Here is an 18102-nt window from a genome sequence, read left to right as displayed (position 1 = left end):
TGGATTTGTATAGCGATGAAAAGACGGAATATCAACTGGTAAGACGGACGTTTGCGTAAAACAAAAAACAGCGCCGGTTTGCGCAAAAATGGATAGCGGCCTTCAAGAATATAAAAAAGGAGAAAGAATGAAAAAAAGAGAACGCTGAGCGCGTTCTCAAGAAGATAAGAATTAGATTTTAATGGTGTTCTTTTCAATCAATTCCTGTTTCAAATCATAAAGCTGGCGGGAATAATCGACATAATACCGATGCGGATAACGCAGCCGTTTGACTTCCTCCCACAGCGTATCCATCTGCTGCATGCAGTAGTTTTTAACTTCTTCCGTTGTAGGAACAGTATAAACTAACTTGCCATGATCGAAAATCTGTTCCTGCAGCTCGCGCATTTCATAATCCTTGATCCGTTTCTGCTTCCACGGCGCCTGCGGATCAAATAACAGATACTCATCCGTCGGAATTACTTCGTCGCGCAGCGCTAATAAATCGGCGATCGCCTGATGATTCTCTTTGTCATAGAACCGGATGATTTTCTTAAAGCCCGGATTGGTCAGCTTTTCCACGTTGCCGCTGATCTTGATCTTCGGGATAATCTGACCATCTTTTTCATGCGCTACCACTTTGTAGACGCCGCCCAAGACCGGTGTGGATTTGGCGGTGATCATGTTTTCACCCACGCCGAAGGTGTCGATCTTCGCATCCTGCATGATCAGATCGTCGATTAAGAATTCGTCCAGCGAATTGGAAACGACGATCTTGCAGTCGGTCAGACCGGCCGCGTCGAGCATTTTCCGTGCTTTCTTTGACAGATAAGCCAAATCGCCGCTGTCGATCCGGATTCCTTTTAAACGGTGGCCGTTCGGAATCAATTCCTCCTGGGCCACTTTGATCGCGTTGGGAATGCCGGAATGCAGCGTGTCATAAGTATCGACCAACAGGATGCAGTTGTCCGGGGAAACCCGCGCGTAGCTGCGGAAGGCTTCCAGCTCGCTGTCATGCAGCTGAACATAGCTGTGGGCGATCGTACCGCTGACCGGGACGGCATATTTCTGACCGGCAATCGTGCAGGCGGAACCGGCGCAGCCTGCGATGTAAGCGCCGCGGGCCCCTTCGGTGGCGGCGTCGAAGCCATGCGCCCGGCGCGAACCAAATTCCAGGACGGCCCGGCCCTTGCTGGCACGGACGATGCGGTAGGCTTTGGTTGTAGTCAATGTTGGATAGTTGATGCACAAAAGCAGAATGGTTTCCAGAATCTGCGCCTGAATCAAGGTGCCGCGGATGGTGACCAGCGGCTCGTTGGCGAACACCGGCGTTCCCTCCGGAATCGCCCAGACGTCCACGTCCATCGTCATCGTTTTTAAATAATGCAAAAAATCCTCGTCAAAGTAACCCGTCTGCCGCAGATAATCAATCTGCGCGTCCGTGTAATGAAAGTTTTGAACGAAATCAATAAACCGGTGCAGGCCGTTTAAAATCAAGAAGCCGCCGCCGTCTGGAATCGTCCGCACGAACATATCGAAGTAGGCAATTTCCTCATGTTTATTCTCTTTAAAATACGCATACGCCATCGTATATTCGTAAAAATCGGTCAGCAGCATTAAATCTTCGGGTTGCATTTGTTATTCCTCCTCGTTGTTCACGACATGAATACCGGCGTTGGCCATCAATTTCAGCGCCCAGTGCCCATAGTCCTTGGCACTGTGTCCCGGCGCGTCGAAGGTTGCGACCTGATCCTTCGGCACGATGACTTCAATACCCAGATCGTTTTGATTAATATACCCTTTTAAAGATAAAGCAAACTGCAATACGCAAATATCGGTGCAGCAGCCGACGATCATCACGGAACGCAAATTGGTCATCTGCTGGAACACTTCTAAAAACTCAGGCTGAACAAAACCGTTGGTCGAATTCTTTTCCAGGATGATAAATTGATCGGCATAGGGCTTCAACTCCTTGATCAGTTCGCTCTCCTCGCTGTCTTTTAAACAATGCGGCGGAAAGCTGGAAAATTCTTTCGCGCTTTCATTGTGGCAGTCGCGGAAGGCGAGAATCGGGAAATCGCGCTTTAAATAAGCTTTCACAGTATCCAGCACGGCTGGGGTGATCTGATCAATTTTCGGGTCCGCCAAGGCTCCGGTATGGATAAAGCCGTTGATCATGTCGACGACGACCAATAAGGAACGGTCGTCTTTTTCTTTCAGAAAAAGTTCTGTTTTCATCTCTTTGGCCTCTTTTCTTCTTGCTTATTGATTATCATAACAAAATTTTTAAACGATGAAAATGAAATCATCCGAATTTGTCCTGTTTTTTCAATAGAAGAGGAAAACGGGTTTTTTCTAAACGGGAATTTTGCTGAATTTCGGGTCTGATCATCAGCGCGTCAGTTCGCTGCACTCCCTTTGCGGGCGTCTGCTTTCGCAGTCTGATCGCGGGGGAAAAGGAAAGATTTTCTGTTTTTTGCCTGGAAAGTGGGATATACTAGGTAGCGAAGGAGGAACGTTTGATGAGAAAAGAAACCCTTTGTAAAAATGTTGAAATGCATATTCTGGAAACCGGAAAATTCAAGGATGTCATCCTGTCATTCCGTTTTTTTAATGAACTGAAAACTCCGGACAGCTGGGTCAGGACCGTGTTGGCGCTGATGTTGGCAGACCGGTGTGAGAAATATCCGACGAAGCGGGAGGTATCCTGCTGCCTGGATGGATTGTATGGCGCCAGCGCGTCGGCGCGGACGACGACCTATGGTCAGGGACAGATTCTGGAATTCCGCGTCAAAGCTTTGAATGAAAAATATGTCGGCGGGGATCTGTTGCAGCGGCAGATCGCGCTGGCTTCGCAGTTTCTTCTGCATCCGCTGAAAGACGGGGATCAGCTGTCGAACGCATTATTTAAGGAAGCCATGATCAATTTAAAAGCGATGATCCAACGCCGCAGCGACAATCCGGCCTCCTATGCAGCTTCTCAATGCGCGAAACTGCTGGGTGAAGGTCAGGCGTTAGGCATCAGCGTGCTGCCGACGATGGAAGAAGCGGAAACAATTACACTGGCGCAAGTCAGCGAAGCCTATGAAAAAATGATCCGCGAGGACCGAATTGATATTTTTGTGGAGGGACAGGTGGATCCGGCGACCGTGATCTCGCTGTTAAAACACGCGTTCCCATTCGAAGACCGTGAGCTGGAAATCAAAAGCGAATATCTGGCGGAAAAGGAAGCGGCTGAAGAAAAATCTGAAACCCGTTCAATCGATCAGACGACGCTTGTCATGATGTATCCGACGCACGTTGCGCTGAGTGGCCCGGATTACTGGGCGCTGCGCACCGGCAGCTGCATCTTCGGCCAGCTGCCGACGTCGTTATTGTTTCAGGAGGTGCGGGAAAAGCGCAGTCTGTGCTATTCAATCTATTCAAGCATTCTTTCCTACGACGGCGTAATGAGCGTCAGCACAGGAATTGACAAAGCGCATCTGGACGAAGTGAAGGAATTGATCGAGCAGCAGCGCCAGCGCATGGCTGAGGGTGCTTTCGACGAGGAAATGCTGGAGACTGCCAAGGAAATGTTGATCAATTCGATCCTCGCTTCCGAGGATGATCCACTCTCGATGATCAACCGGGAATTCCAGAACTGTCTGCTGGAACAGACGCAGACGCTAGAGCAGATCAGCGACCAGATCCGCAGCGTTACGCGCAAGGCCATCATGAAGCTGTTTGCCGCGATGGAATGCAAAGCGGTGTTCGCATTAATTCAGAAGGAGGACGTCCATGAAGAAAATTGTTAACGCGCAGTTTGACGAAACGTGGTATACGCATACGCTGGATAACGGATTAAACCTGATCTTCTGGCATAAGCCGGAATTTGTCAGCACAGCCGTGGTCTTTGCGACGCCCTACGGCGCTCTGGACTACCGACAGATCGACAAGGACGGCAATCATCTTGATTTTCCAAGCGGAATCGCGCACTTTCTGGAACACAAGTTATTTGAGTCGGATGAAGGCGACGTCATGGATGATTTTTCGCGGATGGGCGCGAATGTCAACGCGTTTACCTCCTACAACGAAACGTGTTATTACTTCACGACCAGTCATGGTGATCTGAAGGAACCGCTGAATCTGTTACTTGACTTTGTGCAGGATCTGCGGATTACCGACGAATCGGTGGAAAAGGAAAAAGGCATCATCAATCAGGAATTGAAGATGTATTTGCAGATGCCGGACAGCCGGTTGATTTTTGAAACGTTTAAGGCGCTGTATCACAAGCATCCGCTTAACCGTGATATCGGCGGGGATGAAAAAAGCGTCAACGCCACAACCCGGCAGCTGTTGGAGGATTGTTACAAGCTGAACTATCATCCTTCCCGCATGACGTTGATCGTCGCAGGACCGCAGGACCCTGAAACGTTGTTGGAATGGATTGAGGAAAATCAGCAGCCGAAGTCGTTTGAGCCGGTCAAGGATGTCGGAAGGTATCTGGAAGAGGAACCCCAGACGGTGGTGTCCAGCCATACGGTCATCCCGATGGACGTCGCCGTCCGCAAGGTCAGTGTGGCGTATAAATTTGCGCCGCTGAAGACCTCGGCCAAAGAGCGGGTGCGCCAGGAGTGGGCGATTCGGTGTCTGCTGGAATCGCATTTCAGCGCGCTGAATCCGGATTATCAAAAATGGCTGGACAATGAAATCATCAACGATTACTTTGGTTATGAAATTGATCTGGGCAAGGATTACGCAATGATGATGTTCTATAATGAAACGGAAGACGCCGCGGCGTTTACCCGATTTGTCGAAGAACAGCTGAATGGGTTGAAGAACCGGGCTGTCGACTATCAGCAGCTGCAGCTGTTAAAACGGCGGTATTTCGGCGAAGCGATGCGGACGTTTAACAATATGGAGGATATTGCGGTGGCGATGATTCGAAATCAGTTCAATGGCGTCAGTTTCTTTGATACCCTGGAAATCATCGGTCAGCTCGATCAGAAGCAGGTGCAGGAAGCGTTCGAGGCCTTGAAATTTGATCAGCGCAGCGTCGTGGAAATCAGTCCGGCCAGAGGTCAGACTGAGGCTTAACAGTCCTTTTGACGGTGCTGAAATAAAATTTAGAAAAAAATCAAAAAATGGAGAATTCTGACTTCTCCGTTTTTTTTGCATATTTTCCGCGTGATAATTCCAGCTAACTATGAAAAAAAGGTTGAATTCGCCGGTTTGCCAGCGGGGAAGGTCTGCGGCATAATGAAGCAGCAAGGAGGAAAGCTATGTTAAATTTCATGGTATTAGTAGGAAAGGTCAAAGAATAACCATGATGATTGATGTCAATGAAAAGCCTATTTAATAGGCTTTTTTTTTTTTTTTTCTTCTTATCATAACTTCCCTGATTTTTGTATAGGGGAGATTTTTTATTTTGTCTATCAAAAATGGCAAAATATATTGACTTATTATGAAATGCCATTTATAATGTCATTGTGATTTGAAAGGAGTGGTCATGATGATTGATTTGAAAGAATTGAGAAATTCGAAGAAAATGTCACAAGAAGAATTAGCAAATCAATGCGGGGTCATTCGGCAGACGATTTCTAACATCGAATGTGGTTTGTCCAAACCTTCGGTTGAATTAGCCAAAAAGATTGGTGAAATTCTTGGGTTCGATTGGACACTGTTTTTTTAAAAGGAAATGCCATTTTAAATGGTAAAAAGGAGAGATGCCATTGAAAATATATGAATCAGAAAAAGCAATAGTTCGAATTCATGGTGAACCCAAAATGGAATTGTTGAAAAAAGCGTGCGAGAACTACGCTTCGAAAGTTCTTATGGATAAGGAAGAAAAGAAGTGAATCAAGTAATTAATCTATTTCCCCATCAGAGAAGCGCGTTAGAAGCCACTGACGGGCGAAATCGGGTTGCATATTATCTTGATATGGGCTTGGGTAAAACCTTGCTAGGAAGCGAGAAAATGCGCGAATTAGGGGCAAGCGTGAATCTGGTGATTTGTCAAAAATCAAAGATTCAAGATTGGATTGACCACTTCAAAAAATATTATGGATTGGAACAAGAGACATTCGATTTGACAAACAAAAAAGCGTTTGAATTGTTTCTTGAAGAAATCGAAAAAGACTATCCGGCGAAATTCAGTCAAAGATATGTCGGTGTTATCAATTACGAATTGGCATGGCGACGAAAAGAACTTCTTGAATTGAAAGATTTCACATTGATGTTGGACGAATCAAGTTTGATTCAAAACAGGAAAGCCAAACAATCCAAATTCATTTTGAAGTTGAATCCGGCGAATGTGATTTTATTAAGCGGAACGCCGTGTTCCGGCAAATACGAAAATCTTTGGACACAAATTCATTTATTGGGTTGGGAAATTAAAGAACCACTTTATAACAAACAATATGTGAATTGGAAAACGATTGAAGCCGGTGAATTCAAACACAAAATCGTTGACAAAGAAAATCCCTACAAGAACGTTGAACGTTTAAAATCCAAATTGCGACAATATGGCGCGGTATTTATGAAAACGGAAGAATGCTTCGAATTACCCGAACAAAACTTCATTGACGTAAAAGTCAAATCCTCGAAGGAATATCAACGATTTATGAAACATTCCATTGTCACAATCAATGACAACGAACTTGTCGGAGATACCAACCTGACAAAAAGATTATATGCCCGAATGATTGTTTCTCAATTTAACCCAAACAAAATCAATGCGTTTAAAGATTTGATTGAATCAACGAATGATAGATTGATAGTTTTCTATAACTTCACAGAAGAATTGACACAACTTGTGTGTATTGCCGAAGAACTCAACAAACCAATTTCTATTATAAACGGTAAAACAAAAGATTTGTCGGCGTATGAGAACGAAGACAATTCAATCACATTTGTTCAATATCAAGCTGGCGCGAAAGGCTTGAACTTGCAAAAATCGAATAAAGTCATCTATTTTTCACCAACGGAAAAGTGTGAAGATTATATGCAATCGTTAAAGCGTGTCCATAGAATTGGACAGAACAAACCTTGCTTTTATTACCGACTAATTGCAAGTAAAACGATTGACGAATTGATTTACAAAGCAGTCGAAGAAGGCGTTGATTTTACGGACGAATTGTTCAAGGAGAAAGAAAAAAATGAATGAATTATTAAATGAATTATTTTACACGCTTGAAGAAAAGAAAAAACTCGAAGCGAAAGAAAAAGAACTGAAAGACCAAATCGAACGACAGATGGTCGAACTTTCCAAAAGCAAAGTTGAAAACGATTGTTTGAAAATCACGTTAGTTCCGGAAACGATTTCAACAACCTTCGACACTACAACTTTTAAGAAAAAAGAACCTGATTTGTATGAAGACTTGTTGAAAGATTATCACAAAGAAACATCGCGGAAAGCATACTTGAAAGTTACGGTGATTTAACGTGGGAAAGAAATTTGTCATCGTAATAACAATATTGTTGTTATTGGCAACCCCGGCGTTGAACGATTATGCAAATTTAAGTCGCAATGTTGCGGGATATGGTGGGGAATGCTTATTGTTTCTGTTCCCATCCTTGATTTATGCCTGTTATTTATCAATCCGTGATTTGACAAAAACGATGAAGGAAGAAATCAAAAATGGCTAGTGAAAAGAATTTCGAAAACAAAGTAAAAGCATTTTTGAAACAACAAAATTGTTGGGTGTTGAAGACATGGTCAAATGGCGTTCAGCGTTCGGGAATTCCTGATTTGATTGTGTGTTGTAACGGTTATTTCTTGGGAATTGAATTGAAAGCGTCAAACGGGAAACCTAGCGAACTTCAATTGTGGAACGTGAAAAAGATTCGTGAATCAAAAGGAATCGCGATTGTGTTATATCCAAACCAATTTGGAGAATTCAAAAGTTTGATTTGCGGACTTAAAGGAATAAAACAAAAGTATTTTGAACAAAGGTTGTTCGACAAAGAAGGGTGGTTCGAATGAAGCCGACTAAAGCACAAAAAGAGTTATTTAAAGAAATCAATCGTGAATTTGCGAAATTACACCCACCAGAAATCAAAATGGATTTTCCAGATTTAGAAATTAAAATTCCCGATGAAGCAGAACTTAAAAAAGAATTAAACGAACGATTCGGGCTTATGTCAAGATTTAAACAATTTGATACCGTCAGACATTATTTGTATGGATTGGGAACGGTCATTTGTTTCGAAGAAATTTTAATTGGCGTTTGCTTCGATGAATATAATCCACATTTTCATAGCTTGGGTGGACGATGTGAAGCTGGTTTCGGATTGTTTTGTCACCCGTCAAGTTTGGAGAAAGTTGAATGAAATGGTCACATAGTCGCGTTGAATGCTTCAATCAATGTCCATTCAAATTCGAATTACGGTATATTGCCGAAACGAAAACGATTCCAAGCGATGACGCTTCAAATCCGTTGATTATTGGTTCGGCAATGCACAAGGGAATTGAAACAACAGTCGAACAGGCAATTCAAGAATATTATGATTCGTTTAACGTCATAACAGATTTACAAGTCAATGAAGCAATCAAATTGTCAAATTTGATTCCAAAAGTCAAAAAATTTGTTCCGAAAAATTTGACATATGAATTCAAGATTGATTGTGACGGATTTGTTGGATTCATTGACGGTTTGGAAGAATTGGAAGACGGGACATATAACATTTATGATTTCAAGTATTCCAATAACGTCGAACATTATTTGGAATCACCACAACTTCACTTATACGCCTATTATTTCGAGCGTATGACGGGAAAAAAGGTCAATGGCATGTATTATGTCATGATTCCAAAAACGTTGATTAAACAGCGTAAGAGCGAGGATTTATATAAATTCAGAAAGCGGTTAGAAGAAACGTTGGAAGATATGCAACCATCAATCGTTAAAGTCGAATTTGACCCAAAAAAGGTTGAACAATTTAATTGTGACATCGAAGCAATTGAAATGACGACCAAATTTGAGAAAAACGAAAGTCGACTTTGTGATTGGTGTGAGTATAAAGAATATTGCTTGAAAGGAGAAAACTATATGATTTTACCAAGCACAGAACGGCGCGAAATTGGAAAAGCGAAGAAACGAAAAATTTGGATTTATGGGGACGCATTCACGGGAAAAACAACCATGCTGGACGACGCACCAAATCCGTTGAATCTGAACACGGACGGAAACATTCAGTTTGTAACAATGCCATATATTGCGATTAAAGATATTGTGACGGTTGAAGGACGCGTGACAAAGCGTAAGTTCGCGTGGGAAGTGTTGAAAGAAACGATTGAAGAACTTGAAAAGAAACAAAACGATTTCAACACCATTATTATTGATTTGTTGGAAGATACCCGCGAAATGTGTCGTTTGTATAAATACGACCAAATGGGAATCGAACATGAAAGTGATTCCTGTTACGGCAAAGGCTGGGACATCATCAAAACCGAATATCTTTCTACGCTTCGAAGATTGTTCAATCTTGATTACGAAAACATCGTCGTTGTATCACATGAAATTGTAAGCGAAATTAAGAAAAAGAACGGGCAGACAATCACGAAAATTGCACCGAATATTCAAGAATCTATTGCGAACAAGGTCGCTGGAATGGTTGACATTGTGGCGCGTGCAGTTGTAGAAGATGACGGAACAAGAACATTGAATTTTAAATCAAATGAATTCGTGTTTGGTGGCGGTCGTTTGAAAGGTTTAACCGAAACAAAGATTTCATTGAGTTGGGGCGCATTGATGGACGTTTATGACATTGCAACCACACCAAAGCCGAAGAAAGAAGAAGTCTTGACACCGCCACAACCAGTTGTTGAAGAAGTCGTGGAACAGGAAGAAACACCACGCCGCAGAGCAAGAAAAGAAGAAGCACCGGCAGAAGCTGAAACACCGCGTAGAAGAACAAGAAAGGAAAGAAATTAAATGAAAAAAATTATTAGAGAATTGAAAGAACGAGGAATTGACAAGCAACTTCAAGAAGTCATCGACTTTGCTAAAGTAGCCGGATTGAATACAAATAACAGTTATGAAAAAGCGTTGAAATTAACATTCATGCAGATGATTGAGGGTGAAGGGGAAGACTTCGAAACTGATTTTATGAACTGTGTTATTGACGAAGGATTGGGGGTTTTGTTGAAAGAATTAAATCTTAAACCATCAGAAGGAACAGAAGTTGACAACGAACTCAAAACATTATTAAGCGGCTTATGTAAATTACGCGATTTACTCAGAAAGGAGAGCAAATAATATGTCGATTTTTGACAAGTGGAATAAAAGCATTGACGGGGAATCGTTGGCGAAAGACGTGAAGGAAGTTGAACAAAACGGCGGGACGGGAGAATATAAGGAAGTTCCGTTGGGAGATTATGAAGTTAAAATTGAAAAAATGGAATTGAAAGAATCGAAAAAAGGAGACCCAATGTTCACATGCTGGTTCAAGATTTTAGACGGTGAATATAAGAATTCAATCATCTTCATGAACCAAGTTATCATTCAGGGATTCCAAATTCACATTGTAAATGAATTCTTGAAGTCGTTGGAAACATCATTGGACATTGAATTTGATGGCGATTATGCACATTATAACGATTTGATTCTTGATGTCATGGAAGAAGTGGACGAAAAGTTGGAATTCTTATTGTCCTATGACCAAAACAAAAAGGGTTATAACACATTCAAAATCAAAGAAATTTTTGAAGTCTAAAATGCCATTTTAAATGGGAAAGCCACTCGAAATGGGTGGCTTTATTTATATGAAAGGACATTAATAATGAAATATACAAAATTAAATTACGAAGGATTTGAAAATTATTTAGTTTTCTTCGGAAATGATTTGTTTGGTGGGATTCGTTACGAATTCAAATTCGAAAATAGATATGGCGCAAGCGTCATCAAACATATTGGTTCATACGGAAGCCAATATGATTTGTTCGAATTAGCGGTTTTGAAAGACGGACACTTGTGTTATGACACGGAAATCACGGACGATGTCATCGGATATTTGAGCAATGAACGCGTAATTGAAATCCTTGAAAGAATAAAGGCGTTATGATTTTCTATGACTTCGAAGTGTTCAAATATGATTGGTTAGTCGTTGCAATTGACGTTGTGAATCAAGAAGAACAAATCATCTTCAACGATGTTGAGAAATTAGAACAATTATATTGCGAACACAAACATGACATATGGGTTGGCTTCAATTCCCGACATTATGACCAATACATTTTGAAAGGTATTTTGGCGGGGTTCAATCCGAAGCGAATCAATGATTGGATTATTGTCAAAGGTCGCGCCGGTTGGGAATTTTCAAGTTTGCTTCGAAAGTTCCCGTTGAACAATTATGATGTCATGCAAGGAACGGACAAGGGTTTGAAATCGTTCGAAGGATTCATGGGAAACAACATCAAAGAATCAAGCGTTCCATTTGATATTGACAGGAAATTGACAAGAGCAGAAATCGAAGAAACGGTCAAATATTGTCGACATGACGTTGAACAGACAATCGAAGTGTTCTTGGAACGTCAAAGCGATTTCGAAGCACAAATGGGATTGCTTAAAATGTTTAACATGCCGTTGTCAAACATCAGTAAAACAAAGGTTCAGTTATCGGCGCAAATATTGGAAGCAAGAAAACCGATTCGACCATACAACGACGAATTTGACATTTCTTTTCCAGAAACTATGAGAATTAACAAATACAAGTTTGTTGTTGATTGGTACGAGGACAAGAACAATCGGAAATACAGAATCAATCCAAATGACGAGAAATCGAAAAAACATCAATTATGTTGTGATATTGCCGGAGTTCCGCACCAATTCGGTTGGGGCGGAGTCCATGGGGCAATAGAACAATATAGCGGTGAAGGGTATTACTTGAACATGGACGTTGCAAGCCTATACCCAACTTTGATGATTATATACAACTTGCATTCAAGAAGTTGTAACCCACAAAAATTCAATAATATTGTCGATTTAAGATTGAAATACAAACACGAAAAGAACCCACTTCAAGCACCGTTGAAAATCGTCATCAATGGGACGTATGGAGCGATGAAAGCAAAGACGAATCCATTGTATGACCCAAGGCAAGCAAACAACGTTTGTGTCTATGGTCAATTGTTATTGCTTGATTTGATTGAAAAACTTGAACCGCATTGTCAAATCATTCAATCAAACACGGACGGTGTATTGGTCAAATTAAATGCTAGAAACGACAAAGAAGCAGATGAACAATATAGTTTGATTGACGACATCGCTTATGAATGGGAACAAAGAACCGGTTTGAATCTTGAATTCGAAGAATATCGAAAAGTATTCCAAAAGGATGTCAACAATTATGTAATTGTTGACGCAGACGGAAATTTCAAATCCAAAGGGGCGTATGTCAAGAAACTGAACAATCTTGATTATGATTTGCCGATTGTTAATAAAGCAATGGTTGATTATATGGTCAAGGGAATTCCGGTCGAAAAGACAATTCTTGAATGTGATGAATTGAAGGAATTTCAACAGGTAAAAAAGATAAGCAATAAATATTTGTATATTATGCACGGCGACAAAAGAGTGAATGAAAAATGTGTTCGGTGTTTCGCTTCAACACATAAAATTGACGGCGGATTAGTGAAGATTAAAGCCGAAAACAAACGACGTGAAAAAATAGAAAATACCCCCGAACATGCTTTTCTATTCAACGATGAAGTAAACGGGGTAAAGTGTCCAAGAAAGTTGGACAAACAATGGTATATAGAACTGGCAACCAAAAGATTGAAAGATTTTGGTTATATTTAAAGAAAGATTTTAAGGTGAAATAAATGAAAGTAAAAAGAGGGAATATCGTGTATTTAAAACCCCAAAGTGTGCGTGGACATATTCAGTCAAATGAACGTCCATATTTGGTTGTTTCGAACGATATTGGAAACCAATCTTCGGAAATCGTCATGGTTGTTCCGATGACAACGCAATTGAAGAAGTTGTCACAACCAACGCATACGATTATAAGTTATCACGATTCAATGGTACTTTGCGAACAGATTATGACGGTAAATCAAGAAGATATTGTTCGGGTTGTTTACAGATTAAATGATTATCAAATGATACGCGTTGATAAGTGTTTGAAAAAGGCTTTGGGGGTTGCGTGATGTTTGAGCAAAGGGAAGCCGTTTGTTCTGTTTGTGGAAAGAAATTCTTCATCGCGAGTAAATCACAATATTTATACAAAGTAAAAGAAAAATATCAATGTTCTTATTCATGCTACAAATCAGAAAGGATGAAAATCAAGGATGTTCGAAAAATTATATAAAGGATTTGTCCGCACCAAAAATAAAAATTGTATCGAACCATTCAAGGACGTGAAGACGTTAAGAACATTTGACGAGGTGAAAGACCTTGACGAATACGCCGGTATTCTTGCGAATGATGTCATTCTTATCGACATTGATGACATGGCGCAAAGCGAAATCATGATGAATATTGTCGAAGATAAACAATTGGATTGTGTTGTTTATCAAACGACGCGCGGACGGCATTTCTTATTTAAAAATAACGGCGTTGAAAGATGTGGGACGCACAAAAAAATTGCTTGCGGATTGACAGCAGACATTAAAGTTGGTTCGCGAAATAGTTACGAAGTTATCAAATTTAACGGTCAAGAAAGATTTGTTGAATGGGATTGTGAAGAATTGGGAACATTGCCGAAATGGTTCATCCCTGTAAATTCCAATATTGACTTTTTCGAAATGGGCGAAGGGGATGGACGCAATCAATCATTATTCAATTATATTTTGACATTGACAAACGCGGGATTTTCTAAAGAAGAATCGCGGGAAGTCATTCAAATTATCAACAAATATGTTCTTCAATCTCCATTGGGTGAAGACGAACTTGACGTGATTTTGAGGGATGAAGCCTTTCCAGAAGAAACCTTCTATGACGGGAAGAAATTTCTTCACAACAATTTCGCAGTATTTCTAAAAAACAATGAAAAAATTTGTCGAATCAACGGTCAGTTACACGCATACGACGACGGGCAATATATAGCGGGACACAGAATCATTGAAGCCGCAATGTTGAAGCATATTCCAACACTAAAAAGCGCACAGCGCGTCGAAGTGCTGAAATATCTTGAATTGATTTGTGATGACGTGCAAGAAGCTGACGCGCGTTATATTGCTTTCAATAATGGAGTGTATGACATCGTAGAAGGCGTTTTGAAGCCATTTACAAGCGATTTAATAATCACTAATAAAATACCCTGGGATTATGACGAATCGGCTTATAGTGAGCTTTGCGACAAGACCTTAGACAAAATAGCGTGTAACGATAAACAAATCAGAATGTTATTGGAAGAATCCATTGGATATTCATTTTATAGGCGGAATGAACTGTCAAAAGCTTTTTTCCTGACAGGAGAAGGAGCAAACGGAAAATCAACGTTCTTGGATATGTTGAAAAACGTGTTAGGTCAAATTAATTTTTCATCACTTGATATGTCAGAACTAGAAGAACGATTCAGCGTCGCCATGATGTCGGGAAAGCTAGCGAATGTCGGCGATGATATAAGCGATGACTTTTTGCAAGGGCGGGCGATTGCGACATTTAAAAAGGTTGTTTCGGGAAACCAAGTAAAAGGCGAATACAAGGGAATAGACGCGTTTTTCTTCAATCCCTATACTAAACTATACTTTTCTGCGAATTCGCTTCCTAGAACGAAATCCAAGGGATTTGGGGCGATATTGCGAAGACTTGTCATTATTCCATTCAACGCAAGGTTCACAAAGGATGACCCCGACTTTGACCCATTCATAACATGGAAGTTAAAAGACAAAAAAGTCATGGAATACTTGATTCAGTTGGGAATCCGAGGTCTGAAAAGAGTTCTTGAAAATCGAGGATTCACGGAATCAAAGAAAGTTGAAAACGAACTGAATGAATATGAAATTGAGAACAACCCGATTTTATTGTGGTTACAGGAAAAAGAAGTTTCAGAAATAGAGAATCAACCGACGAAAGAAGTTCATCGCAGTTATAGAACTTTCTGCATTGAAAACGGGTTTACCGAAATGACGTTGATGAATTTCTCGAAAGACATCAACAAACGCTTAGGGTTAACTGTTAAACGCGTTAGAATCAACGGAAAATTGACAGGAATTTATGTAAAGGAATAGAAGCAAATGCAAAGAAAACAGTTAGAAGAATATTACGATGTGAAGATTTATCGAAAATACTGGGGTTATATTCTTGTACTTCCAGAAGGGGAAAGGGCGTTTATGTATATTTCGGATATTGAAGATTTTTTGGATGAAAGGGAAAAGAATGAGCGAAAACAAGAAAGATAACGTGAATCACCCTTCGCATTATGCGGGTGAAATCGAATGTATTGACGCAATGATTCAAACACAAGGAATTGTTGCGGTGAAAAATTTTTGTTTGTGTAATGCGTTCAAATATTTGTGGCGACATGACAATAAAAATGACGTGGAAGACATTGAAAAGGCGAAGTGGTATATTGATAAGTTTTTAGAACTTGAAGGGGAAAAGAAATGAATTGGTATTTTATAACAATATGTGTTGTGTTTGTTTTAAGTTTAGGAATTGAATTAGGACAACACGGAAAGCCGAAAGAAGGAAACCACAGTTTTTGGATTGCATTGATAAGCTTTGGCATTGAATTGTGGTTGATTATCAAAGCGATTAGAGTTGGGTTTTGATTATGAACTTCGACGAAATTATTGAATTTTACGGGAAGGAAAATCAATCCCGAATTGCGATGGAAGAATGTGCTGAATTAATTCAAGCAATAAACAAGTGTTTAAGATACCCGGACAATGCCGAATGTAAATCAAATTTGATTGAAGAAATTGTGGATGTTCTTATTGTTATAGAACAGTTGAAATGTATATTTAACATTTCGAATGTCGACATGGATTTTTGGATAGATAAAAAAGTGAGAAGAATTTTTGAAAGAATGGAGAGTGAAAAACAATGAATAGAATTGATGTGGCTTTATATTTAATTAACGAAGCGAAAGAAAAAGAAAATTTATTGAAAAAATATAAAGAGGATTTAAGCGAATCAAATATAAATTGGGATGATTTTAATGACAAGTACCAGCAAACGCCAAGTAAACAAATTATTTTGGAAGATTTGAAGATTGCAAGACGGTTGTTGAATGAAGAAGCGAAGGAGATAAAAGAAAATGATTAAGATTGAAAACGTCGAAACGTTTGGTTGGGAAGCCGCGATTCGTGGAATGAGAAATCCAATGAATAGTTGGGATAAAAGTGATTCTTATTGGGGTTATGATTGTAAGTCTTGTGGAAAAATTGAACGTGATGGAGCATGTAAACCGGAAGACGAAGAAAGAAAAGATTGTCATAAATATTTGGGATTTGAAATTGGTCAGAATGATTTGCGATTAATGAATAAACTGAGTGAGGCGGGGAATGACCACGGGAAATTTCTCCGCATGATTGGCGTTGATTTGGACATTTTAGCGCCGTTGTATTGGTGGAAAGAATTTGACACTTACAAGGTTGGAACGGTGGCAAATAGTTGCAATACAATGCACAAGATTCAGGCAAAAGAATTCACGTTGGATAATTTCAGTCATGAAAAGTTAACACCTGCCGCTTTGGCAACACTTAGAAGTGTTGTTGTACGGTTGGAATTCGCCAGAAAGCAATTTTTAAAAAACAAACCCAAATCTGAATTTGGAATGCAATCTGGAAAAGATTATTGGTGGGACATGATTCAGTTGTTGCCGTCATCGTACAACCAAAGAAGGACGGTTCAGTTGAATTATGCAGTCTTGAAAAATATGTATCACGCACGAAAGAATCACAAATTGGACGAGTGGTTGGAGTTCTGCAAGTGGGTTGAAACGTTACCTTATGCGAAAGAATTAATTATAGGAGAGTGATTAACATGACAGCGAAAGAAAGATTTAAGGAATTAGGGTATTCTGTAGAAGAAAATGCGGAATCCATAACATACACGTTTACGTGCGGCGGATTTTATTTTATGGAAGAAATTAATTTTGATTTAGTTAGGAAATGTTATTGGACTTCGTGTTTGGGACGCGCTTCATGTGTCAGTATTTTAATTCATGAAGCAATTCATAAACAGATTAAAGAATTAGGATGGTTGAATTGCGACAATTAAATTGTCGCAATTTACAAAAATATTGTCGTTACTTTTTGTAATACAAAAAAGTAATAATGGCGTTGTTGCTATTCAAAATAGCAAAATAAAAATTGAAAAAAATTGATTTTTAGAGTGAACACCGCGAACACCTTGAAAAAATCTGTGATGAAGCACGAACAAGTGAACGAGAGTGAACAGCGAAATCGCCTTTAAATAAAGGAGAAATGGCAATGTTCACCCTGTTCATGAACAAATCCTTTTTTATAAGATTTTATAAAAAATAGAAAGACCCTATATAAAAATAAAAATATATAATATATAGAAATGTGCGTGAACACCGTGAACAATGTCAAAAAAGCCTTTCATAGAGCCTTATTTTAGTGTTCAGGGTTGTTCTGGGTGTTCGGACAGAGAAGAAAAGGGAGATTTTATGACAGAAGCAAAAAAATTGTTGTTGTCGATTATGAAACGCGACAAAATTATTGAATATAAACTTGAAGAATTAGAACGTCAAAAAAGATTGTGTGAAGTTCGAGGAATAAATTTCGAAGGTGAAAGGGTTCAAGGTTCGCCAAAGAATGAAAATCCGATAATTGAATATATTCAGATGAAAGATGACGTTCAAGCCTATATAAACGAAACGATTAAATTAAAACGGGAGTTGATGAAAGTCATTGACAAGATGGAAGATGGAAATTGTATCGGTCTATTGTATAAACGATATTTCATGCGAAAGTCATATAACGAAATTGCGAAAGAAACGAAGTTAACTTATAAGCATATTCAGCGTTTACACGAAAGAGCATTAAGAGAACTTGATAGTTTATTAGAAACGGAAAAAATGCGGTAAAATGCGGCAAAATGCGGTAAAATGCGGAACAAATAAGGTTGTATGTCCTATGTCAAGTATGATATTATTATAATGCAAAAAGAATATAAAAAGGGAAGCCATGCGCGAAATGCGGTGGCTTTTTTCGTGTGCTGAAAGGGG

General features: G+C 39.8%; 25 protein-coding genes. 23 read left to right on the top strand and 2 right to left on the bottom strand.

From position 1 onward, the window contains the following. Window positions 1-171 precede the first annotated feature (171 nt). The gene (locus tag I2G61_RS01975) at window positions 172-1614 is read right to left on the bottom strand and encodes a nicotinate phosphoribosyltransferase (protein ID WP_072683539.1); all 1443 of its coding nucleotides are present in this window, start codon (window positions 1612-1614) and stop codon (window positions 172-174) included. A 3-nt stretch (window positions 1615-1617) separates the two neighbouring features. Then, complete coding sequence (locus I2G61_RS01970) at window positions 1618-2217, bottom strand: cysteine hydrolase family protein (RefSeq protein WP_072683538.1); 600 nt, start codon at window positions 2215-2217, stop codon at window positions 1618-1620. 284 nt (window positions 2218-2501) lie between these two features. Between I2G61_RS01970 and yfmF the strand changes: the two genes are divergently transcribed. The 23 genes from yfmF to I2G61_RS01855 all read left to right on the top strand — a co-directional run bounded on the left by yfmF (window position 2502) and on the right by I2G61_RS01855 (window position 17961). Next, window positions 2502-3773 (top strand): EF-P 5-aminopentanol modification-associated protein YfmF, encoded by a 1272-nt coding sequence (gene yfmF, locus I2G61_RS01965; RefSeq protein ID WP_072683537.1) that lies wholly within the window; start codon window positions 2502-2504, stop codon window positions 3771-3773. Beyond that, on the top strand, window positions 3757-5055 hold the full coding sequence (yfmH, locus tag I2G61_RS01960) for an EF-P 5-aminopentanol modification-associated protein YfmH (RefSeq protein ID WP_072683536.1): 1299 nt from the start codon (window positions 3757-3759) through the stop codon (window positions 5053-5055). The genes yfmF and yfmH overlap by 17 nt, the downstream gene beginning before the upstream one ends. A gap of 415 nt (window positions 5056-5470) precedes the next feature. Next, complete coding sequence (locus I2G61_RS01955) at window positions 5471-5650, top strand: helix-turn-helix transcriptional regulator (protein ID WP_229100642.1); 180 nt, start codon at window positions 5471-5473, stop codon at window positions 5648-5650. A 162-nt stretch (window positions 5651-5812) separates the two neighbouring features. Continuing rightward, window positions 5813-7123, top strand: a complete 1311-nt coding sequence (locus I2G61_RS01950) for an SNF2-related protein (RefSeq protein WP_370544664.1) — start codon at window positions 5813-5815, stop codon at window positions 7121-7123. Next, on the top strand, window positions 7116-7400 hold the full coding sequence (locus I2G61_RS01945) for a hypothetical protein (RefSeq protein WP_195547856.1): 285 nt from the start codon (window positions 7116-7118) through the stop codon (window positions 7398-7400). The genes I2G61_RS01950 and I2G61_RS01945 overlap by 8 nt, the downstream gene beginning before the upstream one ends. A 1-nt stretch (window position 7401) precedes the next feature. Beyond that, window positions 7402-7605, top strand: a complete 204-nt coding sequence (locus tag I2G61_RS01940) for a hypothetical protein (RefSeq protein WP_195547855.1) — start codon at window positions 7402-7404, stop codon at window positions 7603-7605. Continuing rightward, entirely contained in the window at window positions 7598-7942 is a 345-nt protein-coding gene (locus tag I2G61_RS01935; RefSeq protein ID WP_195547854.1) for a VRR-NUC domain-containing protein, read from the top strand. The genes I2G61_RS01940 and I2G61_RS01935 overlap by 8 nt, the downstream gene beginning before the upstream one ends. Continuing rightward, window positions 7939-8289, top strand: coding sequence for a hypothetical protein (locus tag I2G61_RS01930; protein ID WP_195547853.1), 351 nt, complete (start codon window positions 7939-7941; stop codon window positions 8287-8289). The genes I2G61_RS01935 and I2G61_RS01930 overlap by 4 nt, the downstream gene beginning before the upstream one ends. After that, the gene (locus I2G61_RS01925; RefSeq protein WP_195547852.1) at window positions 8286-9893 is read left to right on the top strand and encodes an AAA family ATPase; all 1608 of its coding nucleotides are present in this window, start codon (window positions 8286-8288) and stop codon (window positions 9891-9893) included. Before I2G61_RS01930 ends, I2G61_RS01925 begins: the two co-directional genes overlap by 4 nt. Then, the gene (locus I2G61_RS01920; protein WP_195547851.1) at window positions 9894-10217 is read left to right on the top strand and encodes a hypothetical protein; all 324 of its coding nucleotides are present in this window, start codon (window positions 9894-9896) and stop codon (window positions 10215-10217) included. It abuts the gene before it with no gap. 1 nt (window position 10218) lies between these two features. After that, complete coding sequence (locus I2G61_RS01915; RefSeq protein ID WP_195547850.1) at window positions 10219-10674, top strand: DUF669 domain-containing protein; 456 nt, start codon at window positions 10219-10221, stop codon at window positions 10672-10674. 66 nt (window positions 10675-10740) lie between these two features. Then, the gene (locus I2G61_RS01910) at window positions 10741-11022 is read left to right on the top strand and encodes a hypothetical protein (protein ID WP_195547849.1); all 282 of its coding nucleotides are present in this window, start codon (window positions 10741-10743) and stop codon (window positions 11020-11022) included. After that, window positions 11019-12758, top strand: coding sequence for a hypothetical protein (locus I2G61_RS01905; RefSeq protein WP_195547848.1), 1740 nt, complete (start codon window positions 11019-11021; stop codon window positions 12756-12758). Before I2G61_RS01910 ends, I2G61_RS01905 begins: the two co-directional genes overlap by 4 nt. A gap of 23 nt (window positions 12759-12781) precedes the next feature. Next, window positions 12782-13108, top strand: a complete 327-nt coding sequence (locus tag I2G61_RS01900; RefSeq protein WP_195547847.1) for a type II toxin-antitoxin system PemK/MazF family toxin — start codon at window positions 12782-12784, stop codon at window positions 13106-13108. A gap of 141 nt (window positions 13109-13249) precedes the next feature. Next, window positions 13250-15133: a phage/plasmid primase, P4 family gene (locus tag I2G61_RS01895; RefSeq protein ID WP_195547846.1), complete on the top strand. Its 1884-nt coding sequence runs from the start codon at window positions 13250-13252 to the stop codon at window positions 15131-15133. A 6-nt stretch (window positions 15134-15139) separates the two neighbouring features. Further along, on the top strand, window positions 15140-15304 hold the full coding sequence (locus I2G61_RS01890) for a hypothetical protein (RefSeq protein WP_195547845.1): 165 nt from the start codon (window positions 15140-15142) through the stop codon (window positions 15302-15304). Beyond that, complete coding sequence (locus I2G61_RS01885; protein ID WP_195547844.1) at window positions 15282-15512, top strand: DUF3310 domain-containing protein; 231 nt, start codon at window positions 15282-15284, stop codon at window positions 15510-15512. The genes I2G61_RS01890 and I2G61_RS01885 overlap by 23 nt, the downstream gene beginning before the upstream one ends. After that, window positions 15509-15676 carry a hypothetical protein gene (locus I2G61_RS01880; protein WP_195547843.1) on the top strand — a complete coding sequence of 56 codons (168 nt, stop codon included), beginning with the start codon at window positions 15509-15511 and terminating at the stop codon, window positions 15674-15676. The genes I2G61_RS01885 and I2G61_RS01880 overlap by 4 nt, the downstream gene beginning before the upstream one ends. A gap of 2 nt (window positions 15677-15678) precedes the next feature. Then, window positions 15679-15954: a MazG nucleotide pyrophosphohydrolase domain-containing protein gene (locus I2G61_RS16730; RefSeq protein ID WP_195547842.1), complete on the top strand. Its 276-nt coding sequence runs from the start codon at window positions 15679-15681 to the stop codon at window positions 15952-15954. After that, window positions 15951-16172: a hypothetical protein gene (locus I2G61_RS01870; protein WP_195547841.1), complete on the top strand. Its 222-nt coding sequence runs from the start codon at window positions 15951-15953 to the stop codon at window positions 16170-16172. The genes I2G61_RS16730 and I2G61_RS01870 overlap by 4 nt, the downstream gene beginning before the upstream one ends. Further along, window positions 16165-16887, top strand: coding sequence for a hypothetical protein (locus I2G61_RS01865; protein ID WP_195547840.1), 723 nt, complete (start codon window positions 16165-16167; stop codon window positions 16885-16887). The genes I2G61_RS01870 and I2G61_RS01865 overlap by 8 nt, the downstream gene beginning before the upstream one ends. A gap of 5 nt (window positions 16888-16892) precedes the next feature. Beyond that, window positions 16893-17129 (top strand): hypothetical protein, encoded by a 237-nt coding sequence (locus I2G61_RS01860; protein ID WP_195547839.1) that lies wholly within the window; start codon window positions 16893-16895, stop codon window positions 17127-17129. Window positions 17130-17541: 412 nt separating this feature from the next. Next, entirely contained in the window at window positions 17542-17961 is a 420-nt protein-coding gene (locus tag I2G61_RS01855) for a DUF1492 domain-containing protein (protein ID WP_195547838.1), read from the top strand. The last annotated feature ends 141 nt before the right edge of the window (window positions 17962-18102 follow it).

Origin of the sequence: Holdemania sp. 1001095H_141210_F2 (assembly GCF_015558105.1) — a bacterium.
In the GTDB taxonomy this organism is placed as follows: domain Bacteria; phylum Bacillota_I; class Bacilli_A; order Erysipelotrichales; family Erysipelotrichaceae; genus Holdemania.
The sequence above is the reverse complement of the archived record's forward strand: the minus strand, read 5'-3'. Positions and strand labels throughout refer to the sequence as shown.

What these genes read in the sequence shown, in the direction of transcription:
- I2G61_RS01880 (WP_195547843.1), top strand. Translation starts at nt 15,509, where the DNA reads ATGAATTGGTATTTTATAACAATATGTGTTGTGTTTGTTTTAAGTTTA.
- I2G61_RS01945 (WP_195547856.1), top strand. Translation starts at nt 7,116, where the DNA reads ATGAATGAATTATTAAATGAATTATTTTACACGCTTGAAGAAAAGAAA.
- I2G61_RS01890 (WP_195547845.1), top strand. Translation starts at nt 15,140, where the DNA reads ATGCAAAGAAAACAGTTAGAAGAATATTACGATGTGAAGATTTATCGA.
- I2G61_RS01870 (WP_195547841.1), top strand. Translation starts at nt 15,951, where the DNA reads ATGAATAGAATTGATGTGGCTTTATATTTAATTAACGAAGCGAAAGAA.
- I2G61_RS01935 (WP_195547854.1), top strand. Translation starts at nt 7,598, where the DNA reads ATGGCTAGTGAAAAGAATTTCGAAAACAAAGTAAAAGCATTTTTGAAA.
- I2G61_RS01930 (WP_195547853.1), top strand. Translation starts at nt 7,939, where the DNA reads ATGAAGCCGACTAAAGCACAAAAAGAGTTATTTAAAGAAATCAATCGT.
- I2G61_RS01865 (WP_195547840.1), top strand. Translation starts at nt 16,165, where the DNA reads ATGATTAAGATTGAAAACGTCGAAACGTTTGGTTGGGAAGCCGCGATT.
- I2G61_RS16730 (WP_195547842.1), top strand. Translation starts at nt 15,679, where the DNA reads ATGAACTTCGACGAAATTATTGAATTTTACGGGAAGGAAAATCAATCC.
- yfmF (WP_072683537.1), top strand. Translation starts at nt 2,502, where the DNA reads ATGAGAAAAGAAACCCTTTGTAAAAATGTTGAAATGCATATTCTGGAA.
- I2G61_RS01915 (WP_195547850.1), top strand. Translation starts at nt 10,219, where the DNA reads ATGTCGATTTTTGACAAGTGGAATAAAAGCATTGACGGGGAATCGTTG.
- I2G61_RS01975 (WP_072683539.1), bottom strand. Translation starts at nt 1,614, where the DNA reads ATGCAACCCGAAGATTTAATGCTGCTGACCGATTTTTACGAATATACG.
- I2G61_RS01855 (WP_195547838.1), top strand. Translation starts at nt 17,542, where the DNA reads ATGACAGAAGCAAAAAAATTGTTGTTGTCGATTATGAAACGCGACAAA.
- yfmH (WP_072683536.1), top strand. Translation starts at nt 3,757, where the DNA reads ATGAAGAAAATTGTTAACGCGCAGTTTGACGAAACGTGGTATACGCAT.
- I2G61_RS01895 (WP_195547846.1), top strand. Translation starts at nt 13,250, where the DNA reads ATGTTCGAAAAATTATATAAAGGATTTGTCCGCACCAAAAATAAAAAT.
- I2G61_RS01910 (WP_195547849.1), top strand. Translation starts at nt 10,741, where the DNA reads ATGAAATATACAAAATTAAATTACGAAGGATTTGAAAATTATTTAGTT.
- I2G61_RS01900 (WP_195547847.1), top strand. Translation starts at nt 12,782, where the DNA reads ATGAAAGTAAAAAGAGGGAATATCGTGTATTTAAAACCCCAAAGTGTG.
- I2G61_RS01955 (WP_229100642.1), top strand. Translation starts at nt 5,471, where the DNA reads ATGATTGATTTGAAAGAATTGAGAAATTCGAAGAAAATGTCACAAGAA.
- I2G61_RS01970 (WP_072683538.1), bottom strand. Translation starts at nt 2,217, where the DNA reads ATGAAAACAGAACTTTTTCTGAAAGAAAAAGACGACCGTTCCTTATTG.
- I2G61_RS01885 (WP_195547844.1), top strand. Translation starts at nt 15,282, where the DNA reads ATGAGCGAAAACAAGAAAGATAACGTGAATCACCCTTCGCATTATGCG.
- I2G61_RS01925 (WP_195547852.1), top strand. Translation starts at nt 8,286, where the DNA reads ATGAAATGGTCACATAGTCGCGTTGAATGCTTCAATCAATGTCCATTC.
- I2G61_RS01860 (WP_195547839.1), top strand. Translation starts at nt 16,893, where the DNA reads ATGACAGCGAAAGAAAGATTTAAGGAATTAGGGTATTCTGTAGAAGAA.
- I2G61_RS01905 (WP_195547848.1), top strand. Translation starts at nt 11,019, where the DNA reads ATGATTTTCTATGACTTCGAAGTGTTCAAATATGATTGGTTAGTCGTT.
- I2G61_RS01920 (WP_195547851.1), top strand. Translation starts at nt 9,894, where the DNA reads ATGAAAAAAATTATTAGAGAATTGAAAGAACGAGGAATTGACAAGCAA.